Annotated in this window: 18 protein-coding genes; 4 read left to right on the top strand and 14 right to left on the bottom strand. The window is 68.6% G+C overall.

Annotation, left to right across the window (positions count from 1 at the left end; all coding sequences use genetic code 11):
- From B4L36_RS06950 to B4L36_RS06930, 5 genes are all read right to left on the bottom strand, one after another.
- Nucleotides 1–990, bottom strand: a complete 990-nt coding sequence (locus B4L36_RS06950) for a BMP family lipoprotein (protein ID WP_292954358.1) — start codon at nt 988–990, stop codon at nt 1–3.
- A gap of 80 nt (nt 991–1,070) precedes the next feature.
- A complete protein-coding gene (locus tag B4L36_RS06945; RefSeq protein ID WP_292954355.1) occupies nt 1,071–1,490 on the bottom strand; it encodes a GNAT family N-acetyltransferase in 420 nt (139 codons plus the stop codon).
- Complete coding sequence (gene tsaB / locus B4L36_RS06940) at nt 1,487–2,098, bottom strand: tRNA (adenosine(37)-N6)-threonylcarbamoyltransferase complex dimerization subunit type 1 TsaB (protein ID WP_292954352.1); 612 nt, start codon at nt 2,096–2,098, stop codon at nt 1,487–1,489. The genes B4L36_RS06945 and tsaB overlap by 4 nt, the downstream gene beginning before the upstream one ends.
- Nucleotides 2,091–2,651, bottom strand: coding sequence for a NifU family protein (locus tag B4L36_RS06935; RefSeq protein ID WP_292954349.1), 561 nt, complete (start codon nt 2,649–2,651; stop codon nt 2,091–2,093). The genes tsaB and B4L36_RS06935 overlap by 8 nt, the downstream gene beginning before the upstream one ends.
- 60 nt (nt 2,652–2,711) lie before the next feature.
- The gene (locus B4L36_RS06930) at nt 2,712–3,167 is read right to left on the bottom strand and encodes a universal stress protein (protein ID WP_292954572.1); all 456 of its coding nucleotides are present in this window, start codon (nt 3,165–3,167) and stop codon (nt 2,712–2,714) included.
- 261 nt (nt 3,168–3,428) lie between these two features.
- Here B4L36_RS06930 and B4L36_RS06925 point away from each other — a divergent pair, with 261 nt between their 5' ends.
- Entirely contained in the window at nt 3,429–4,070 is a 642-nt protein-coding gene (locus tag B4L36_RS06925; RefSeq protein WP_414692153.1) for a sugar transferase, read from the top strand.
- Here the strand turns inward: B4L36_RS06925 and truA are convergent.
- From truA to tsaD, 9 genes are all read right to left on the bottom strand, one after another.
- A complete protein-coding gene (truA, locus tag B4L36_RS06920) occupies nt 4,067–4,849 on the bottom strand; it encodes a tRNA pseudouridine(38-40) synthase TruA (RefSeq protein WP_292954343.1) in 783 nt (260 codons plus the stop codon). The two genes, B4L36_RS06925 and truA, sit on opposite strands and share 4 nt — an antisense overlap.
- Nucleotides 4,850–4,855: 6 nt before the next feature.
- Complete coding sequence (locus B4L36_RS06915) at nt 4,856–5,812, bottom strand: 5-bromo-4-chloroindolyl phosphate hydrolysis family protein (protein WP_292954340.1); 957 nt, start codon at nt 5,810–5,812, stop codon at nt 4,856–4,858.
- A gap of 180 nt (nt 5,813–5,992) precedes the next feature.
- Complete coding sequence (gene lpxK / locus B4L36_RS06910; protein ID WP_292954337.1) at nt 5,993–6,976, bottom strand: tetraacyldisaccharide 4'-kinase; 984 nt, start codon at nt 6,974–6,976, stop codon at nt 5,993–5,995.
- A complete protein-coding gene (locus B4L36_RS06905) occupies nt 6,973–8,190 on the bottom strand; it encodes a 3-deoxy-D-manno-octulosonic acid transferase (protein ID WP_292954334.1) in 1,218 nt (405 codons plus the stop codon). The genes lpxK and B4L36_RS06905 overlap by 4 nt, the downstream gene beginning before the upstream one ends.
- Entirely contained in the window at nt 8,190–8,435 is a 246-nt protein-coding gene (locus B4L36_RS06900) for a DUF4170 domain-containing protein (RefSeq protein WP_292954331.1), read from the bottom strand. Before B4L36_RS06900 ends, B4L36_RS06905 begins: the two co-directional genes overlap by 1 nt.
- Before the next feature lie 315 nt (nt 8,436–8,750).
- Nucleotides 8,751–9,164, bottom strand: a complete 414-nt coding sequence (locus B4L36_RS06895) for an EVE domain-containing protein (protein ID WP_292954328.1) — start codon at nt 9,162–9,164, stop codon at nt 8,751–8,753.
- Nucleotides 9,164–9,436 carry a YciI family protein gene (locus B4L36_RS06890; RefSeq protein ID WP_414692149.1) on the bottom strand — a complete coding sequence of 91 codons (273 nt, stop codon included), beginning with the start codon at nt 9,434–9,436 and terminating at the stop codon, nt 9,164–9,166. The genes B4L36_RS06895 and B4L36_RS06890 overlap by 1 nt, the downstream gene beginning before the upstream one ends.
- Nucleotides 9,436–10,377, bottom strand: a complete 942-nt coding sequence (locus B4L36_RS06885; RefSeq protein WP_292954322.1) for an NAD(P)H-dependent glycerol-3-phosphate dehydrogenase — start codon at nt 10,375–10,377, stop codon at nt 9,436–9,438. The genes B4L36_RS06890 and B4L36_RS06885 overlap by 1 nt, the downstream gene beginning before the upstream one ends.
- The gene (gene tsaD / locus B4L36_RS06880) at nt 10,374–11,441 is read right to left on the bottom strand and encodes a tRNA (adenosine(37)-N6)-threonylcarbamoyltransferase complex transferase subunit TsaD (protein ID WP_292954319.1); all 1,068 of its coding nucleotides are present in this window, start codon (nt 11,439–11,441) and stop codon (nt 10,374–10,376) included. The genes B4L36_RS06885 and tsaD overlap by 4 nt, the downstream gene beginning before the upstream one ends.
- A gap of 65 nt (nt 11,442–11,506) precedes the next feature.
- Between tsaD and B4L36_RS06875 the strand changes: the two genes are divergently transcribed.
- The 3 genes from B4L36_RS06875 to B4L36_RS06865 all read left to right on the top strand — a co-directional run bounded on the left by B4L36_RS06875 (nt 11,507) and on the right by B4L36_RS06865 (nt 15,354).
- The gene (locus B4L36_RS06875; RefSeq protein WP_292954316.1) at nt 11,507–12,172 is read left to right on the top strand and encodes a uroporphyrinogen-III synthase; all 666 of its coding nucleotides are present in this window, start codon (nt 11,507–11,509) and stop codon (nt 12,170–12,172) included.
- Nucleotides 12,173–12,270: 98 nt separating this feature from the next.
- Nucleotides 12,271–13,629, top strand: coding sequence for a COG4223 family protein (locus B4L36_RS06870; RefSeq protein ID WP_292954313.1), 1,359 nt, complete (start codon nt 12,271–12,273; stop codon nt 13,627–13,629).
- 9 nt (nt 13,630–13,638) lie between these two features.
- Nucleotides 13,639–15,354: a heme biosynthesis protein HemY gene (locus tag B4L36_RS06865; RefSeq protein WP_292954310.1), complete on the top strand. Its 1,716-nt coding sequence runs from the start codon at nt 13,639–13,641 to the stop codon at nt 15,352–15,354.
- Nucleotides 15,355–15,420 lie beyond the last annotated feature (66 nt).

Raw genomic sequence — 15,420 nt, 5'->3', positions numbered from 1 at the left:
CTACTCGACCGGGCAGGCGTTGTCGGTCATGTAGTCGTGGACCTTGATCTCGCCCGAGGCGATCTTGGCCGTTGCGTCGTCCACCGCGGCCTGCATCTCGGCGGTGACCAGATCCTTGTTGTTGTCGTCGATGGCGACGCCCACGCCATTGGCCTTGAGATCCATGACCTTGACGCCGGGCTCCAGATCGGGTCCGGCGGTGAAGGCGTCGTAGACGGCGTTGTCCACGCGCTTGACCATCGAGGTCAGCATCGAACCCGGATGCAGGTAGTTCTGGTTGCTGTCCACGCCGATGCCCAGCTTGCCGTCATCCGCCGTCGCCTGCAGCACGCCGATGCCGGTTCCGCCGGCGGCAGCATAGATCACGTCCGCGCCCTGGCTGATCTGCGCCTTGGCCAGTTCGCCGCCCTTCACCGGGTCGTTCCATGCCGCAGGCGTTGTGCCGGTATAGTTGATCAGCACCTTGCCATCGGGCTTCACGGCCTTGAAGCCCTGGGCATAGCCGCATTCGAACTTGTGGATCAGCGGAATGTCCATGCCGCCGATAAAGCCCACGATGTCGGATTTCGAGGCCATCCCGGCCATCATCCCGGCCAGATAGCTGCCCTGTTCCTCGGTGAAGACGACCGATTGCACGTTGGGCTGATCCACGACCATGTCGATGATCGCGAATTTCGTGTCGGGATAATCGGGCGCGACCTTGTTCAGCACGTCGCCGAAGGCAAAGCCGGTCATCACGATCGGATTGGCGCCGGTTTCGGCCAGCCGGCGCAGCGCCTGTTCGCGCTGCGCCTCGGACTGCATCTCCAGTTCCTTGTAGGAGCCGCCGGTTTCCTCGACCCAGCGTTTGGCGCCGTTATAGGCGGCCTCGTTGAACGACTTGTCGAATTTGCCGCCCAGATCGTAGATCAGGGCCGGTTCGGCCAGGGCCGCGCCCGCAGTCAAGGCCATGACGGCCGAGCCCGCCATCAGCGTTTTCATCAGATTCATGCCAGAACCTCTTCCTGTTGGGGCAGGCGATTCAAGCCGCCCGCCGAATGGGCCGATTAGGGCGCATCGGGCAGAGCCGGTCAACCGGGTTCTTGGGGCGCGGCAAGGTCGAGACGCATCACGATCGCATCCAGGCCCGGCGCGTAATAGCCGCGCCTGCGCCCCGCATCACGCCAGCCTGACGCATGATACAGTGCGCGGGCGGCGATGTTGTCATGGGCCACTTCCAGAAAGGCGGTGCCGGCGCCCAGGCGGCGTGACGTTGCGGCAAAATCCTGCGTCAGGGCGCGTCCCACGCCCCGCTGCCGCGCCTCGGGCGCGACTGCGAGGGTCAGCAATTCGGCCTCGCCCGCGATGCTGCGACCCAGAAGGAACGCATCGGGCCGAAGCAGAAGGAAGGCGCCCGGCATGTCCAGCAGAGCGCGGAACTCGGTTTCCGACCAGGGGCGCGGGGCGACGAAGCAGCGCGCGTGCAGCGCGGCAAGCCGGTCGGGTGTCATTCTCTTTCCAGAATGACCAATCCCGCCTCGCGCGGGGGGGCGGCATCGGCCGGACGCAGATAGATCGGCGCGGGGCGCGGCTGGGCGGGACTGTCGCGGCGCTCCAGCGCCAGACGCGCAATGGCCTCGGCCAGCGGGATTGCCGGCGCAGCCGGCGCGGGGCCGGGCGGCAGCGCGCCGGCCGCAGCTTGCTGCGGCCGGCCCCCCGCATCATCCGCCGCGCCGGTGCCGAAATCCTGCCAGATCACCTGCTCGCGCCGCGCAGGGATCACGACGCGGCAGGGTCGGGGCAGGCCATGGGCCGCAGCCTCGGTCACGGCGACGCCCAGGGCCGGAATGCCCAGCGACAGGGCCAGTCCGCGCGCCGCCGCAACCGCCACCCGGATTCCAGTGAAGTTGCCGGGCCCGGTGCCGACGCCGATGACATCCAGATCGTGCCAGTTCAGTCCCGCCTCGGCCAGCAGCTGTTCCAGCAGCGGAAACAGCCGTTCGGCCTGTCCCCTGGCCATCGCTTCATGATGCTGGACCAGCACCCGGTCGCCCCGAAGCAAAGCGGCCGCGCAATGCGCGGCCGATGTGTCGAAGCCCAGGGCAATCCCCTCAGGCAACGGGCCTGACCTCGATCACCTCGGGGATATAGTGGCGCAGCAGGTTCTCGATCCCCATCTTCAGCGTCAGGGTCGAGGACGGGCAACCCGCGCAAGCCCCCTGCATGTGCAGATAGACCACGCCCCGGTCGAATCCGTGAAAGGTGATGTCGCCGCCATCCTGCGCCACCGCCGGGCGGACACGGGTATCCAGCAATTCCTTGATCTGGACCACGATCTCGGAATCCGGGCCGTCATGCGCGGCATGACCGGCGCTTTCGGGGGCCTCACCCTCGATCACCGGGGCGCCGGACTGGAAATGCTCCATGATCGCGCCCAGGATCGAGGGTTTGAGATGATCCCAGGGCTGATCCTCGACCTTGGTGACGGTCACGAAATCCCGGCCCAGGAAAACGCCGGCGATACCCTCGATGGCGAAGATGCGGCGGGCCAAAGGCGATTTCGCGCCGGATTCAGGCGTCGGGAAATCCGCGGTGCCGCTGCCCAGGACGGTTTCGCCGGGCAGGAATTTCAGGGTCGCCGGGTTGGGCGTGGTTTCGGTCTGGATGAACATGGGGCGCGCTCCTTTCCGCATGATATGGCGATGCGGCCTGTCCGGGTCAAGCAAGCCGGCTCAGGTGATCGCCTCCAGCCGCTCCTTGGAGATGTCGCCGGGCACGATGGTGATCGGGCAGGGCAGGTTGCTGGCCTCGCGCAAAAGCCTGTTCAGCACCGGGTTCGGCCCCGCCTTGTCCGGGTTCAGGCCCAGCACGACGATGCCGATCTCGGGATCATCCGCAAGCTGGGCGATCAGTTCGTCGGCCGGATCGCCCTCGCGGATGACCAGTTCCGGCTCGACCTTGGGGCGCGAGCGCATCCATTTGGCGAAGACCTCGAAATGGGCTTCGATCCGCTCGTGCGCCTCGGCGCGCATGACATCGGCGACGCCGAATCCGTGCTGGATATCGGCCGCCGGAATGACCGAAAGGATCACCACGGCACCGCCGGTATGAGCGGCGCGCATCGCCGCGAAACGCATCGCGTTCAGGCATTCGCGGCTGTCATCGAGAAGGACAAGGAACTTGCGCATGGGGCTCTGATCGGTGGCTCTCTGGGCGGACAGTGGCCGAACTGCCATGCTAGTGCAAGTCATTCGGCGGGAATGCGTCAGTCTGGTTTCCTTGTCCGGAAGGATGTGTTACCGCGGACCGATTGAGGCAATCCGACGGGCAGGCGCGTTGTGACGATCCATCACGACTGGGACAAGGCAGAAGCGGCCCAGCTTGCGACGCTGACCGGGTCCAAGATGGCCTGGTTCCTGGGTCAGGCCCGCGACAGCGGCATGAAGCCCATGCCGCGCCGCAAGCGTCTGTTCGATGTGACACTGGCGCTGATGCTGATGATTCCGCTGTCCGTGGTGATGGCCGTCATGGCCTTTCTTCTGCTGATCGTGCAGGGGCGTCCGATTTTCTATACCGCGCACCGGATGCGCGCGCCGGGCCAGTCCTTCACGCAGTTGAAATTCCGCACCATGACCACGGAAGAGGACGATTTCGGCGCCACCGGCGCGCACAAGCACTGGCGCATCACGCCCCTGGGCCATTTCCTGCGCCGCACGCGGATCGACGAATTGCCGCAGTTGTTCAACATCCTGCGCGGCGACATGAGCTTCGTCGGCCCGCGCCCGCCGCTGCGCGAATATGTCGAACGTTTCCCCGCAGTTTACGCGCAGGTGCTGAAAAGCCGTCCGGGCGTGACCGGGTTGGCGACGCTTATCTATCATCGGCACGAGGACCGGATCCTCGCACGCTGCAAATCCGCCGCCGCGACCGAGGCCGCCTATTATCGCCGCTGCCTGCCGGTCAAGCTGAAGATCGACCTGATCTACCAGCGCCACCGCGATTTCGGCCTGGATCTGTGGATCCTGTGGTCCACGGTCAAGATCGTGCTGACCAGGAAGGACGAGCGCCCGCGCCGGCGCGGTCGCGCCTAGATCCCGAACAGGGGATCGCCGGGATAGCCGACGCCCGTCAGATACAATCCATGGGGCGGACAGACAGGCCCGCAGGCCGCGCGGTCGCGCGCCGCCAATGCCCGGGCCACGCGCTCCGGCTGCCATGAACCCGCGCCCACCCGTTCCAGCGTGCCGACAATGGAGCGCACCTGGTTATGCAGGAAAGACCGCGCCCGCAGGGTGAAACGGTATTCCCGGCCATGGGGGATCGCGATTTCGTCGATGCCGATCGCGTCCAGCGTTTTCAGTGGGCTCTTGGCCTGACAGATCGAGGACCGGAATGTGGTGAAATCGTGCTGACCGATCAGATGCGCGGCGGCCTCGCGCATGGCCCGCGTGTCCAGCGGTTTCAGGACGCGCCAGGCAAGGCCCTGGTCATGCGTCATCGGTGCCCGGCGGGCGATCAGTCTGAACAGATAGCGCCGTTCCGTGGCCGAGAACCGGGCATGAAAATCCTCGGCCACCCGCTTTGCCGCCAGCACCGCCACGGGGGCGGGCTTGAGGTGGAAATTCAGCGCCTCGGCCAGACGGAAAGCGTCCCAGTCGCGCAGCAGTTCGGCATGGGCGACCTGTCCGGTCGCATGAACGCCGGCATCGGTGCGGCCTGCCGCCGCGATCCGCGCGCCCGTGGCAAAGCCGGCATCCAGCTTGGCCAGCGCGGCTTCGACGGCGCCCTGGACCGAGGGCTGGTCGGCCTGCGCCTGCCAGCCGGCGAAGGGGCCTCCGTCATATTCGATCAGCAGGGCAAAGCGGGGCATCGGCAGTCAGCGCGTCCTGTCGGCCGGATCGCGCAGCAGGTCGTCCAGAAACTGCGCCGAGTCGGTCAGGTTCGGGCGATCCGGGCTGGCCACGCCTTCGCGGGCCAGCCGGTCGCGCAAAACCGAGATCTCGATTTCCAGATCGGCGCGGTCGCCCTCCAGCAGCTTGCGGGCCTTGGCGCTGAAATCGCGTTCCAGATCGTCGAGAAACGCCTCATAGGCGGTGCGCGTGGCGGGGTCGCGGCTGCGGGCATAGAGAGCCGCGAATTTCTCGGTCGCGTCGCGCGCGCCCATCAGATAGACGCCCAGATAGCGCCGCGCTGCCGACAGATCGCCGGGATTGCTGCGCACCCGGTCGAACAGATCGCGCACCGTCCCCGCAAAGCGCGCCACGCGCGATTGAAGTCCGCGATCACCAAGGCGCAGCATGGCCTGGTCGATCTGCGCCAGATAGGCTTCGCCTTCCTCGATCATCCGCTCGGCGCGGGTCTGCTGGAAATCCTCGCCCTCGGACATGCCCTTGTCGCGCATCGGGTCGGCCCCAAAGGCCAGCCAGTGCAGCGCCAGCCCGGTGACGCCGATCAGCGCAGCGCCGGCCCCGGCGCCCGGTTCGGCCGCGCCCAGGCCCAGGCCCAGGCCGGCCAGGACGCCCCCGAACAGCTTGCGCGGGATGGCGGGCCGGCGTGCCTTGCGACGCACGTCATAGGCGGCTTCGGCGCGCAGCCCCTCGCGCGTCAGCCACATCGCGCAGGCGATCAGGCCAAAGGCGGCGAGCCCGGCGACCATCTGGACCGGGGGCTGGAAGAATGCGGTGATCAGAAATGGTGCGGCGCCGATCGTGACCCATTTCGGCCGCGATTCCAGCCGGTGCCGCATCGCGCCGCGCGGCTGATCCGGCCGGTCGCCCTGGCGGTCGCGCCGCTGCCCGTCCGGCGAAAACCGCCCCCCGAAATTCCGCGCCATGTTCCGCCCTCCTCAGGCCGCGCCGGCCAGTGAGGCGTATAGCGCCAGAAGCACCAGCAGGTAGAAGCTGAGCCGTTGCATCGCGTTGCGGGACATGCGGTTCCTTTCCTCGGAAGGCCCGTTCCGGGCGTTCGCATCCTATATCGGCATCCTCGCGGGAATTGCAAAGGCGGGCCGGGCTCAGCCGGGAAACAGGCGCGTCAACGCCGTGTCCAGCAAGGCCGGATCCTGCAACGCCAGTCGCACCGGCAGCGCCATGACCCGGGGCCGGAAATCGCGCGGCAGCCGGGCGGCATCCTTTTCCGTCGTGACCAGTTGCGCGCCGCGCATCCGCGCCTCGGTTTCCAGCCGGGTCAGCAGGGCCGGTGTGAAAGGCTGATGATCGTCCAGTGCCTCGGCCCGCAGGATGGAGGCGCCAAGAGAGGCCAGCGTGGCAAAGAATTTCTCGGGATGACCGATTCCGGCGAAGGCCACGACGCGGTGTCCCTGCCAGTCGATCCCGGTCTGCAGCGGCGCCAGCGTTCCGCGCAGATGGGGCGGAGCATCCGGCGGCGGGACAAAGCGGTCCTGTGCCGCGGCATCGCCGATGGAAAGCAGCAGATCGGCGCGGGCAAGACCCCGGACCACGGGTTCGCGCAGGGGGCCGGCGGGCAGGCAAAGCCCGTTGCCGAAACCTCGTGCCGCATCGACCACGACGATGGCCAGGTCATGCGCCAGCGCCGGATCCTGGAAGCCGTCATCGAGAATGATCGCCTGCGCCCCTGCCGCGCAGGCCGCCCGCCCGCCTGCCTGCCGGTCATCGGCCACCCAGACCGGGCCGAAGGCCGCCATCAGCAGCGGCTCGTCGCCGGTCAGGGCGGCATCGTGACGCCGCTCGTCAACCCTCAGCGGTCCTTTGGCCCGGCCGCCATGGCCGCGCGAGACGACATGGGCGTCGATCCCCAGTCCCAGAAGATGCTGTTGCAGGTGAATGACGGTCGGCGTCTTGCCGGTGCCGCCCGCGTTCAGGTTGCCGACGCAGATTACCGGGATGTCAAGGCGCATGCGCGCCTTGCCCGCCAGCCTGCGCCGGGTTTCGCGTGCGTAAACCGCGCCCAGCGGCGAAAGCAGCCGCGCAAGCGGCGTTGGCGGGCGCAGATACCAGAAGTCCGGTGCGCGGCTCATGGTGCGGTCGCCCGGGCCGGCCGGTCTGCCGTGCCTTCCGGCGCCGCGTCGAGGGCTGCCAGGACGGGCTGGCAGATGCGCAGCGTCACGTCCGCGCCGCCGGTGCTGACGGTCCAGGCATTCCGGGCCAGCGCCGCGATCAGTTCGGGCTGCGACAATTCCGCCATCGCCGCCGCCAGACCGGCCGCATTCGCGACCTGCCGCGCCGCGCCGGCCCCGTCCAGTTGCTGCCATTCGGTCGGATGCCGCCCCGTGACCGGGCCGTGGACAATGGCCGAACCAAGGGCTGCGGGTTCGAACGGATGTCGTGCGGCGGCGTCGTCGCCGTGCAGCGTGCCGCCCAGATAGGAGACCGGGGCAAGGCGATACCACAGGCCCATCTCGGCCAGCCCGTCGGTCAGCATCACATGGATTTCGTCGGTCGGGTCCTCGTCCTGGTCGCGGCGGGCGACATTGAGGCCCGCCGCCTCGATCCGTTCGGCCAGCGCCCCGGCGCGGCGCGGATCGCGCGGGGCCCAGAACAGCAGCGCCCGATGCGATTGCCGCAGCGCAGCCAGATGCGCCTGCAACACGGCCTCATCCTCGTTTTCGGGGATTGCGGCGGCCAGCCATGAATGCCGCCCGCGCACCAGCTGCGCGATGGCCTCGCGTTCGGATTCGGCGCAGGGCAGGGGTTCGTGGATCGCCGCCACCGGCCCGGTCATCGTCAGCCGCGCCGGATCAAGCCCCATCTCTCTGGCAATCTCGTGGCTGCCGGGATCGGTCAGCAGGATCGTCTGCATTCGACGCAGAAGTTCACGCCGCATCGCCGCGCGCAGCGTCCAGCCCATATCCTGCGGGTCCAGTCTTGCCTCGCCCAGGATGACCGGGACGCCGTCGCGTGCCGCGGCGGTGATCAATGCGCCCGGCAGATCCGGACCCAGAAGCAGCAGGCAGCCCGGCCTTGCCGCCGCGATCAGCGCCTCGGCGGCGCCGCGATCACGGCCGGGATCGGCGATCCCGTCCTGGCCGATGGTCAGGATCCGGACATCGCGCCGCGTCGCGTTCAGCCGGGTGCGGATCTGCTGGGCGGCGTTTTGGTGTCCCTCCGAGACGTGCAGGATCAGTGCCTGGCCTTCTGTCAGGGGCGGCAGCGATGGGGAGTCGGTGGTCCGCCGGGACGGGCCACGCAGATGCAGCCACAGACCCAGCCCGCCTAGCCCCGGACCCCGCATCAGCCGCCAAGTTCCTCGGTCGGGCTGACCGGCGTTTCCTCGTCGCGAAGCCGGTGCAGATGGGCGATGAAATAGCGTGTCTCGGCGCTGTCCACGGTGCGCTGAGCCTCGGCTTTCCAGGCGTTGTAGGCGCGTTCGTAGTTCGGAAAGATGCCGACGACGTGAATGTCGTCGGTGTCGCGGAACTGCGTGCTTTGCGGGTCGATCAGTTCGCCGCCAAAGACGAGATGAAGACGCTGGACCATGAGACCTCCTTGTCGTGACCGGAATGTCCGAACCTAGCGCGGCCCGCAGAGGAGATGAAGCGGGTTCGGCTAAAATGCAGGGCAATCGGGCTTTGCCTTGCCGCGGCCTGCCGGGCTATCAGTGGCGCGACACGGCCAGAAGGCCGGATCCTGATCCCGTGGGGCGCGCGATGGTGTGGCGCTGCGCTTGCCGGGAAAGAGGGGTTCCGGCGTTCGCCTGCGCTGGAACCCCTCATGGCTTCGCGGCTGCTTTCCGGCCGGCGGATGCGGCACGGGCGGCTGGCCAGGGCTGCGGGCTGGCGCCGGGATGCGTCATCAGCGGCCGGCAAGTTCCATCATCACGGCCCACTCGGCCTCGGTGACGGGCTGGACCGACAGGCGGCTGTTGCCCGCCAGGGCCATGTCCTTCAATCGCGGCTCGGCCTTGACCACGGCCAGCGGGACGGGTCTGGGCAGTCTCTCGACCGCCTTCACGTCCACGCATTCCCAGCGGGCGTCATCGGTGGTGCTGTCGGGGTGGGCCTCGGCGACGATCTCGACGATTCCGACGGCCTCTTTTCCGACATTCGAATGATAGAACAGCCCCCGATCGCCCTTCTTCATCTCGCGCATGTTGTTGCGCGCCTGATAGTTGCGCACACCGTCCCATTCCTCGCCCGCCTCGCCCCTGGCGACCAGGTCGTCCCATCCGAACACGTCGGGTTCGGATTTGAACAGCCAGTATTGCATCAACCGATCACCTTGTTCCATTCGGTCACGTCCACGCTGTGGAAAAGACCCGCCTTCTTGTAGGGATCGCGCGCGGCCCAGTCGCGCGCGGCGTCCAGATCGCGGGCCTCCAGCACGATCAGCGAACCGCACATGTCGCCATTTTCGATCAGCGGACCGGCCATGCGGACGATGCCCGAATCGCGGATGAAGCCCAGGTGGGCCTGGCGGCTGTCCAGTCGGGTCTGCAACTGGCCGGGCTTGTCGCGGCAGATGACGGCGAACAGGGGCATCATTCCTCCTTCAACGGTCGGTTCATCAGGATATCGGCGGCCTTTTCGACCGATACGGCGCCGCTGGCAAGGGCCGCGACCATGCCGGCGATGGGCATGTCGGTTCCCTCGCGAGAGGCAAGGGCCGAGACCGCGCGGGCGGTGGCGGCACCTTCGACGGTAATCGTCGGATCGAAATCCTCGCCGCGTCCCATCGCCTGACCAAAGCGGAAGTTGCGCGATTGCGGCGATGTGCAGGTCAGGATCAGGTCGCCCAGTCCGGACAGGCCGGTCAGCGTCTCGGAGCGGGCGCCGAGGGCGGTGGCAAAGCGGGTCATTTCGGCAAAGCCGCGTGTGACGATGGCCGCGCGGGCGCTGTCGCCAAGACCCGCCCCGATTACCACGCCCGCGGCGATGGCAACCACGTTCTTCAGCGCCCCGCCCAGTTCGGCACCGGTCAGGTCGGCACTGCGATAGAGGCGCAGGACGCGGGTGGACAGCGCCCGCTGCAATTCCGCGCCCGCAGAGTCGCGGGGGCAGGCCAGCGTCAGCGCCGTGGGCAGCCCGCGCGCGATATCGGCCGCGAAAGAGGGCCCGGTCAGCGTCGCGACGGTGCTGGCAGGACAGGCATCCGCGATGATGCGCGAGGGGCCGGTCAGCCGGTCGAGGTCGATTCCCTTGGCAGTGTTGACCAGCATCCTGCCGTCCAGCGCGGCGCCGTGATCGGCCATGAACGGGCGCAATGCCTGCGCGGGCAGGGCCAGCAGCACGGTCCGGGCGCCCAGGGCGCACGCCAGATCATCGGTGACGGTGACGGCCTCGGGCAGGCTGACCCCCGGCAATCTGGGGTTTTCGCACCGCCATCGGGTATCACGGCCCCACAGGACGACCGGGCCATTCGCCGACAGCGCCACCGCCAGCGCCGTGCCAAAGGCGCCCGCGCCGAGGATCGACACCTTCATGCCTTGGCGCCTTTCCTGCCGCCGCCCAGCATCGGTGCCGCCGCAGGGTCCAGGGGCCAGCGAGGCCGGGCGGCAAGGTCCATGCCGTCGCGCTGGCCCAGCCGGAACTGCTCGATCCCCGCCCAGGCGATCATGGCGCCATTGTCGGTGCAAAGCCGCAGCGGCGGGGCCAGGAAACGTGCGCCTGCCTCGAGCGCGGTCCGTTCCAGCGCGGCGCGGATCGCGCCGTTCGCGGCGACACCGCCGGCCACCGCCAGCAACGGAACCGGGCTGACCGACAGCGCGCGGCGGGCCTTTTCGGCCAGGGTCTCGGTGACGGCCTGTTGAAAGGCGGCGCAAAGGTCGCTGCGGTCCGTTTGCCGCAGCCCGCCCTGTTCGCCGATCAGACCGTCGCGCAGACGCAGGGCGGCGGTCTTCAACCCCGAGAAGGACAGGTCGCAGCCCGGCCGGTCCAGCAGCGGTCGGGGCAGATCGAAGCGGTCAGGATCGCCCAGGGCTGCCTCGGCCTCGACCGAGGGTCCGCCGGGCTGGGGAAGGGCCAAGAGCCTGGCCAGCTTGTCGAAGGCCTCGCCCGGCGCGTCGTCGATGGTGCCGCCCAGACGGGTGAAATCCTGTGGTCCCTTGACGAGCAGGAACTGGCAATGTCCGCCCGATACCAGCAGCATCAGATAGGGAAAGTCCACGCCGTCGGTCAGGCGCGGGGTCAGGGCGTGGCCGGCCAGATGGTTCACGCCGACCAGCGGCAGACCCGCCCCCGCGACGATGCCCTTGGCGCACATGACACCGGCCATCACGCCGCCGATCAGGCCCGGCCCGGCGGTCACGGCGACGCCGGACAGATCGCGCAGGCCAAGGCGGGATCGGGCCAGCGCCTGTTCCACCACCAGATCCAGCCGTTCGGCATGGGCGCGCGCGGCGATTTCGGGAACGACGCCGCCGAAATCCGCGTGCAGGGCGGTCTGGCTGCTGACGATCGAGGACAGGATGCGCCGGTCGCCGGTCACGATCGCGGCGGCGGTGTCGTCGCAGCTGCTTTCGATGCCGAGAAAAATCAGGTCGTCCATGCTCTTGCCGGGCGGGGAAATGACGCTTACGCCTGCTGGCCTAGCACCGACCAGAGGGGTTGCCAATGCCGGCGCGCATCCGGCCCACGCTTCTTCTGACCCGACCGCGCGCGGATTCGCTGCGGTTTGCGAGGCTGCTGCCGGGCTGGCAGGCGGTGATCGCCCCCATCTTGCGGATCGTTCCGGTCGATCACGACGCCGCCCGCTTGCGCGCGGCCGGGGCGCTGCTGTTTACCTCGGCCCATGCGGTCGCAGCGGCCGGGCCGGGCGCGGGCCGCGCGGCGTTATGCGTGGGCGGGCGGACCGCAGAGGCCGCGCGGAAGGCGGGTTTCGATGTGACCGAAGGGCCTGGCGATGCCGCGGGGTTGCTGCCGCTGATCGCCAGGTGGCGCGGGGCGCCGCTGCTGCATCCGCATGGCCGGCACCTTGCCCGCGAATTGCCGGTTCCGGGAATGGTCGTCTATGAACAGAAAAGCTGCGATCTGACGGATGAGGCGCGCGATCTTCTGGCGCGGGGCGGTGATGTGGTGCTGCCGCTTTTCTCGGCACGATCGGCCGCACTGGCGGCTGCGGCGGTCCGTGGTTCGATGTCGCGGTTGTGGCCGGTGGCGATCAGCGCGACGGTGATGCAGGCCTGGGACGGACCGCGGGCGGGGTCGGCGATTGCGCAACAGCCGACGCAGGAGGGCATGGTCCAGGCGATCCGCTGCCTCGGCATCGCGGAACTATGATGTTCACGGCGGGTTGAGCCGGGGGCCACGGCTGATTACTCTGGCGGCGACGCTTCGCCGATGGCAGGCAGGGCGGCACGCGAGGACGGGGACGACACGTGAAAAAACCAGAAGAATCCAAAGCCACGAAATCCGACAAGCCCAGCACCCGGAAGGCCGCAGAGACATCACAGCCCGATCAGACCCCCGACACGGCGACGTCGCAGCCTGCCGACAAGCCAGACGACACGCCAGATGGCGGCGCGGCCGGTAGCGCACGCAAGGCCGCCGCGACGCCCGGCACGCTGAAATCCACCGACACCGGCAAGGGGGACGGATCGTCCGCCGCCGCCGCTGGCAGCACGGCCGGGCCGGTTGCCTCGCAGCTTGTCGGCGATGGCTCGTCCGATACTCCGGCTGCGCAGCCGAAGCGGAAACAGAGTGATCCGGGTCCGACCGGCGCGCTGAAGGATGTGCCGCCCGAGGCGATCCTGCGCGACACGCCGGTGGCCGACCCGACCCCGACGCAGAATGTCACCGTCCGGAAGACGGGGTTCTGGCAAATGCTGCTGGGCGGGGCCTGCGCAGCCGCCCTCGGCGCGCTTGCCGCGATCTGGGTCTGGCCGCAGACGCCCGCTGAAGCCGTCGATACGGCCTCGATTCGCGCCGAGGCCGTTGCCGCCGCGAAAGAGGCCGCCGGTACGGAAATCGCGGCTCTGCGCGACGAACTGGCCAGTGCTGCGCCCGCCCCCGACACGAATGCGCAGGCGGCTGTCGAGGCCCTGCAACAGCAGCTTGACGAACAGGCGCAGCGGCTCGATGAACTGGCGGCGCGACCGGCACTGGATCCCGGCATGGCGCAGCGGATTCAGGATCTGGCCGCGCAGGCCCAGGCGCTGGAAGGGCAAATTCAGGCCGCCGCCGAACAGGCGCAATCCCGGATCACCGCCGCCCAGAGCGAGGCGGAGAAGATGCAGGCCGCCGCCACCGACAGCACCAGACGCGCCGAGGCGGTCGCGGCGATCGCGTCGCTGCAGGCGGCTCTGGACCGCGGCGTCACGCCGGACGAGGCGCGGCAAACGCTGGAGGGTGCGGGGATGGATGCGCCCGAGCCGCTGACCCGCGAGGTGCCCAGTCTCGTCAGTCTTCAGTCCGATTTTCCGCAGGCCGCGCGCGCTGCGCTGCGCGACAGCCTGCGCGAAGCCGGTGCCGATGGCGGCAATGCGCTGACCCGTTTCTTCAGGGCGCAGACCGGCGCGCGTTCGGTCGCGCCGCGCGCGGGCGACGATCCCGATGCGATCCTTTCGCGCGCGAATGCCGAGGTCGAGAAGGGCCGCATCGACGCCGCCCTGACCGAGATGGCGGCTTTGCCCGAATCGGCGAAATCCGCACCCGCGATGGCCGGCTGGCTGACGCGCGCGCAAACCTATGCCGATGCCAAGGCCGCGTTGAACGCTCTGTCCGCGCCGTCGAACTGAGGAACCGTGATGATCCTGTCCCTGCTGAAAATCCTGTTCTTCTTCGCGGTGGTGCTGGCGGTCGCGCTTGGTGCGATCCAGTTGTCCGATACCGGCCAGACACTGTTGCTGGAATATGGCGGCAGGGAATATGCCCTGACGCCCCTCAAGGCGCTGATCGCGCTGATCCTGCTGATGATCACGGCCTGGATCCTGTTCAGGCTGCTTGGCCTGGTGCTGGCCTTCCTGCGTTTCCTGGCGGGGGACGAGACGGCGATCAGCCGCTATTTCGACCGCTCGCGCGAACGCAGGGGTTATGCCGCGCTTGGCGAGGGGATGCTGGCCGTCGCCTCGGGCGAGGGGAAGCTGGCGCAGGCCAAGGCCGCGAAAGCCGCGAAATATCTGGACCAGCCGCATCTGACCGATCTTCTTTCGGCGCAGGCGGCCGACGTTGCGGGTGATCGCGCCCGCGCCGAGCGCGCCTATCGCAAGTTGCTGGGCGACGACCGCACCCGCTTTGTCGGCGTTCGCGGACTGATGCGGCAGAAGCTGGACGAGGGCGATACGGCGACCGCGATGCTGCTGGCGCAGAAAGCCTATGCCCTGAAACCGCGGCACAAGGAAATCCAGGATACGCTGCTGGACCTGGAGATGAAGCAGGGCGACTGGAAGGGCGCGCGCCTGATGCTGAAGGAAAAGCGCCGCCAAGGCGAATTGCCTCAGGACGTGCATATCCGCCGCGATGCGGTTATGGCGCTGCAAGAGGCCAGTGCGGTGCTGGCACAGGGCAATTCGATCAGCGCCCGCGAGGCGGCGATCTCGGCCAACAGGGCCTCGCCCGACCTGATCCCGGCCGCTGTGCTGGCCGCGCGCAGCTATATCGCGCAGAAGGACGGCCGCAATGCCGCGCGCGTGCTGGAAAAGACCTGGTCGGTCAGGCCGCATCCCGACATCGCCGCCACCTATGCAGAAATTGCCCCCGACGAGACGGCTGCCGCCCGGCTGAAACGGTTCGAGCGGCTGATCGGGAAGAACCCCGATCACGAGGAATCGCGACTTCTGAAGGCCGAATTGCTGCTGTCGGCCGAGGATTTTCCGGGCGCGCGGCGGGCCCTTGGCGATCTGGCCGAGGTCCACCCCACAGTGCGCACCCTGTCGATCATGGCTGCGGTCGAACGCGGCGAGGGCGCCGATGACAGCGTGGTTCGGGGCTGGCTGGCGCGGGCGCTGACCGCCTCGCGCGGGCCGCAATGGGTCTGCGACAAGTGTCACAACGTGATGCGCGACTGGGCGCCGACCTGCGACAGTTGCGGCGGTTTCGACACGCTGACCTGGCGCGAGCCGGATGACCGCGATCGGGGCGTTTCGCCCGGTTCCGGGGCCGAGATGCTGCCGCTTCTGGTCGGCGCGCCAAAGCCGCAGCCCGAAACGCCGGACCCCGCCGCCCCCCTGGCCGGGGCGCAGATCGACGAACCCTCTGCCCCCGCCGCCGATCAGGGCGCCGCCGTCATGTCGCCCAGACCGAAGCGCACCGAGGTCGCTGACGTGGCGCCGGGAATGGTGCCGCGCGAAAGCGATTACGTCGAGGTCGGGCCGGTCAGCACGGTCAATGCCGACGGACCGGCGCCGGCGGCCGCGAAGACGGCTGCCCCCGGTCGGGATGCCGATCGCGAACCCGTCAGGCCCGATGTCGAGCCGCCCGAGGACGCGGAATGGACCGAGGAGCGGCCGGTTCGCAAAAGCTGATTCGATGGCCCGAGGATGGGCGGCGAAAAAACGCGCCGCCCCTCTTTCGCGCCCCGTCGGAACCTG

The sequence above is a fragment of the Paracoccus sp. UBA889 genome (genome assembly GCA_002294185.1).
GTDB lineage: Bacteria > Pseudomonadota > Alphaproteobacteria > Rhodobacterales > Rhodobacteraceae > Paracoccus.
This window is presented reverse-complemented; position numbering and strand designations above follow the sequence as displayed.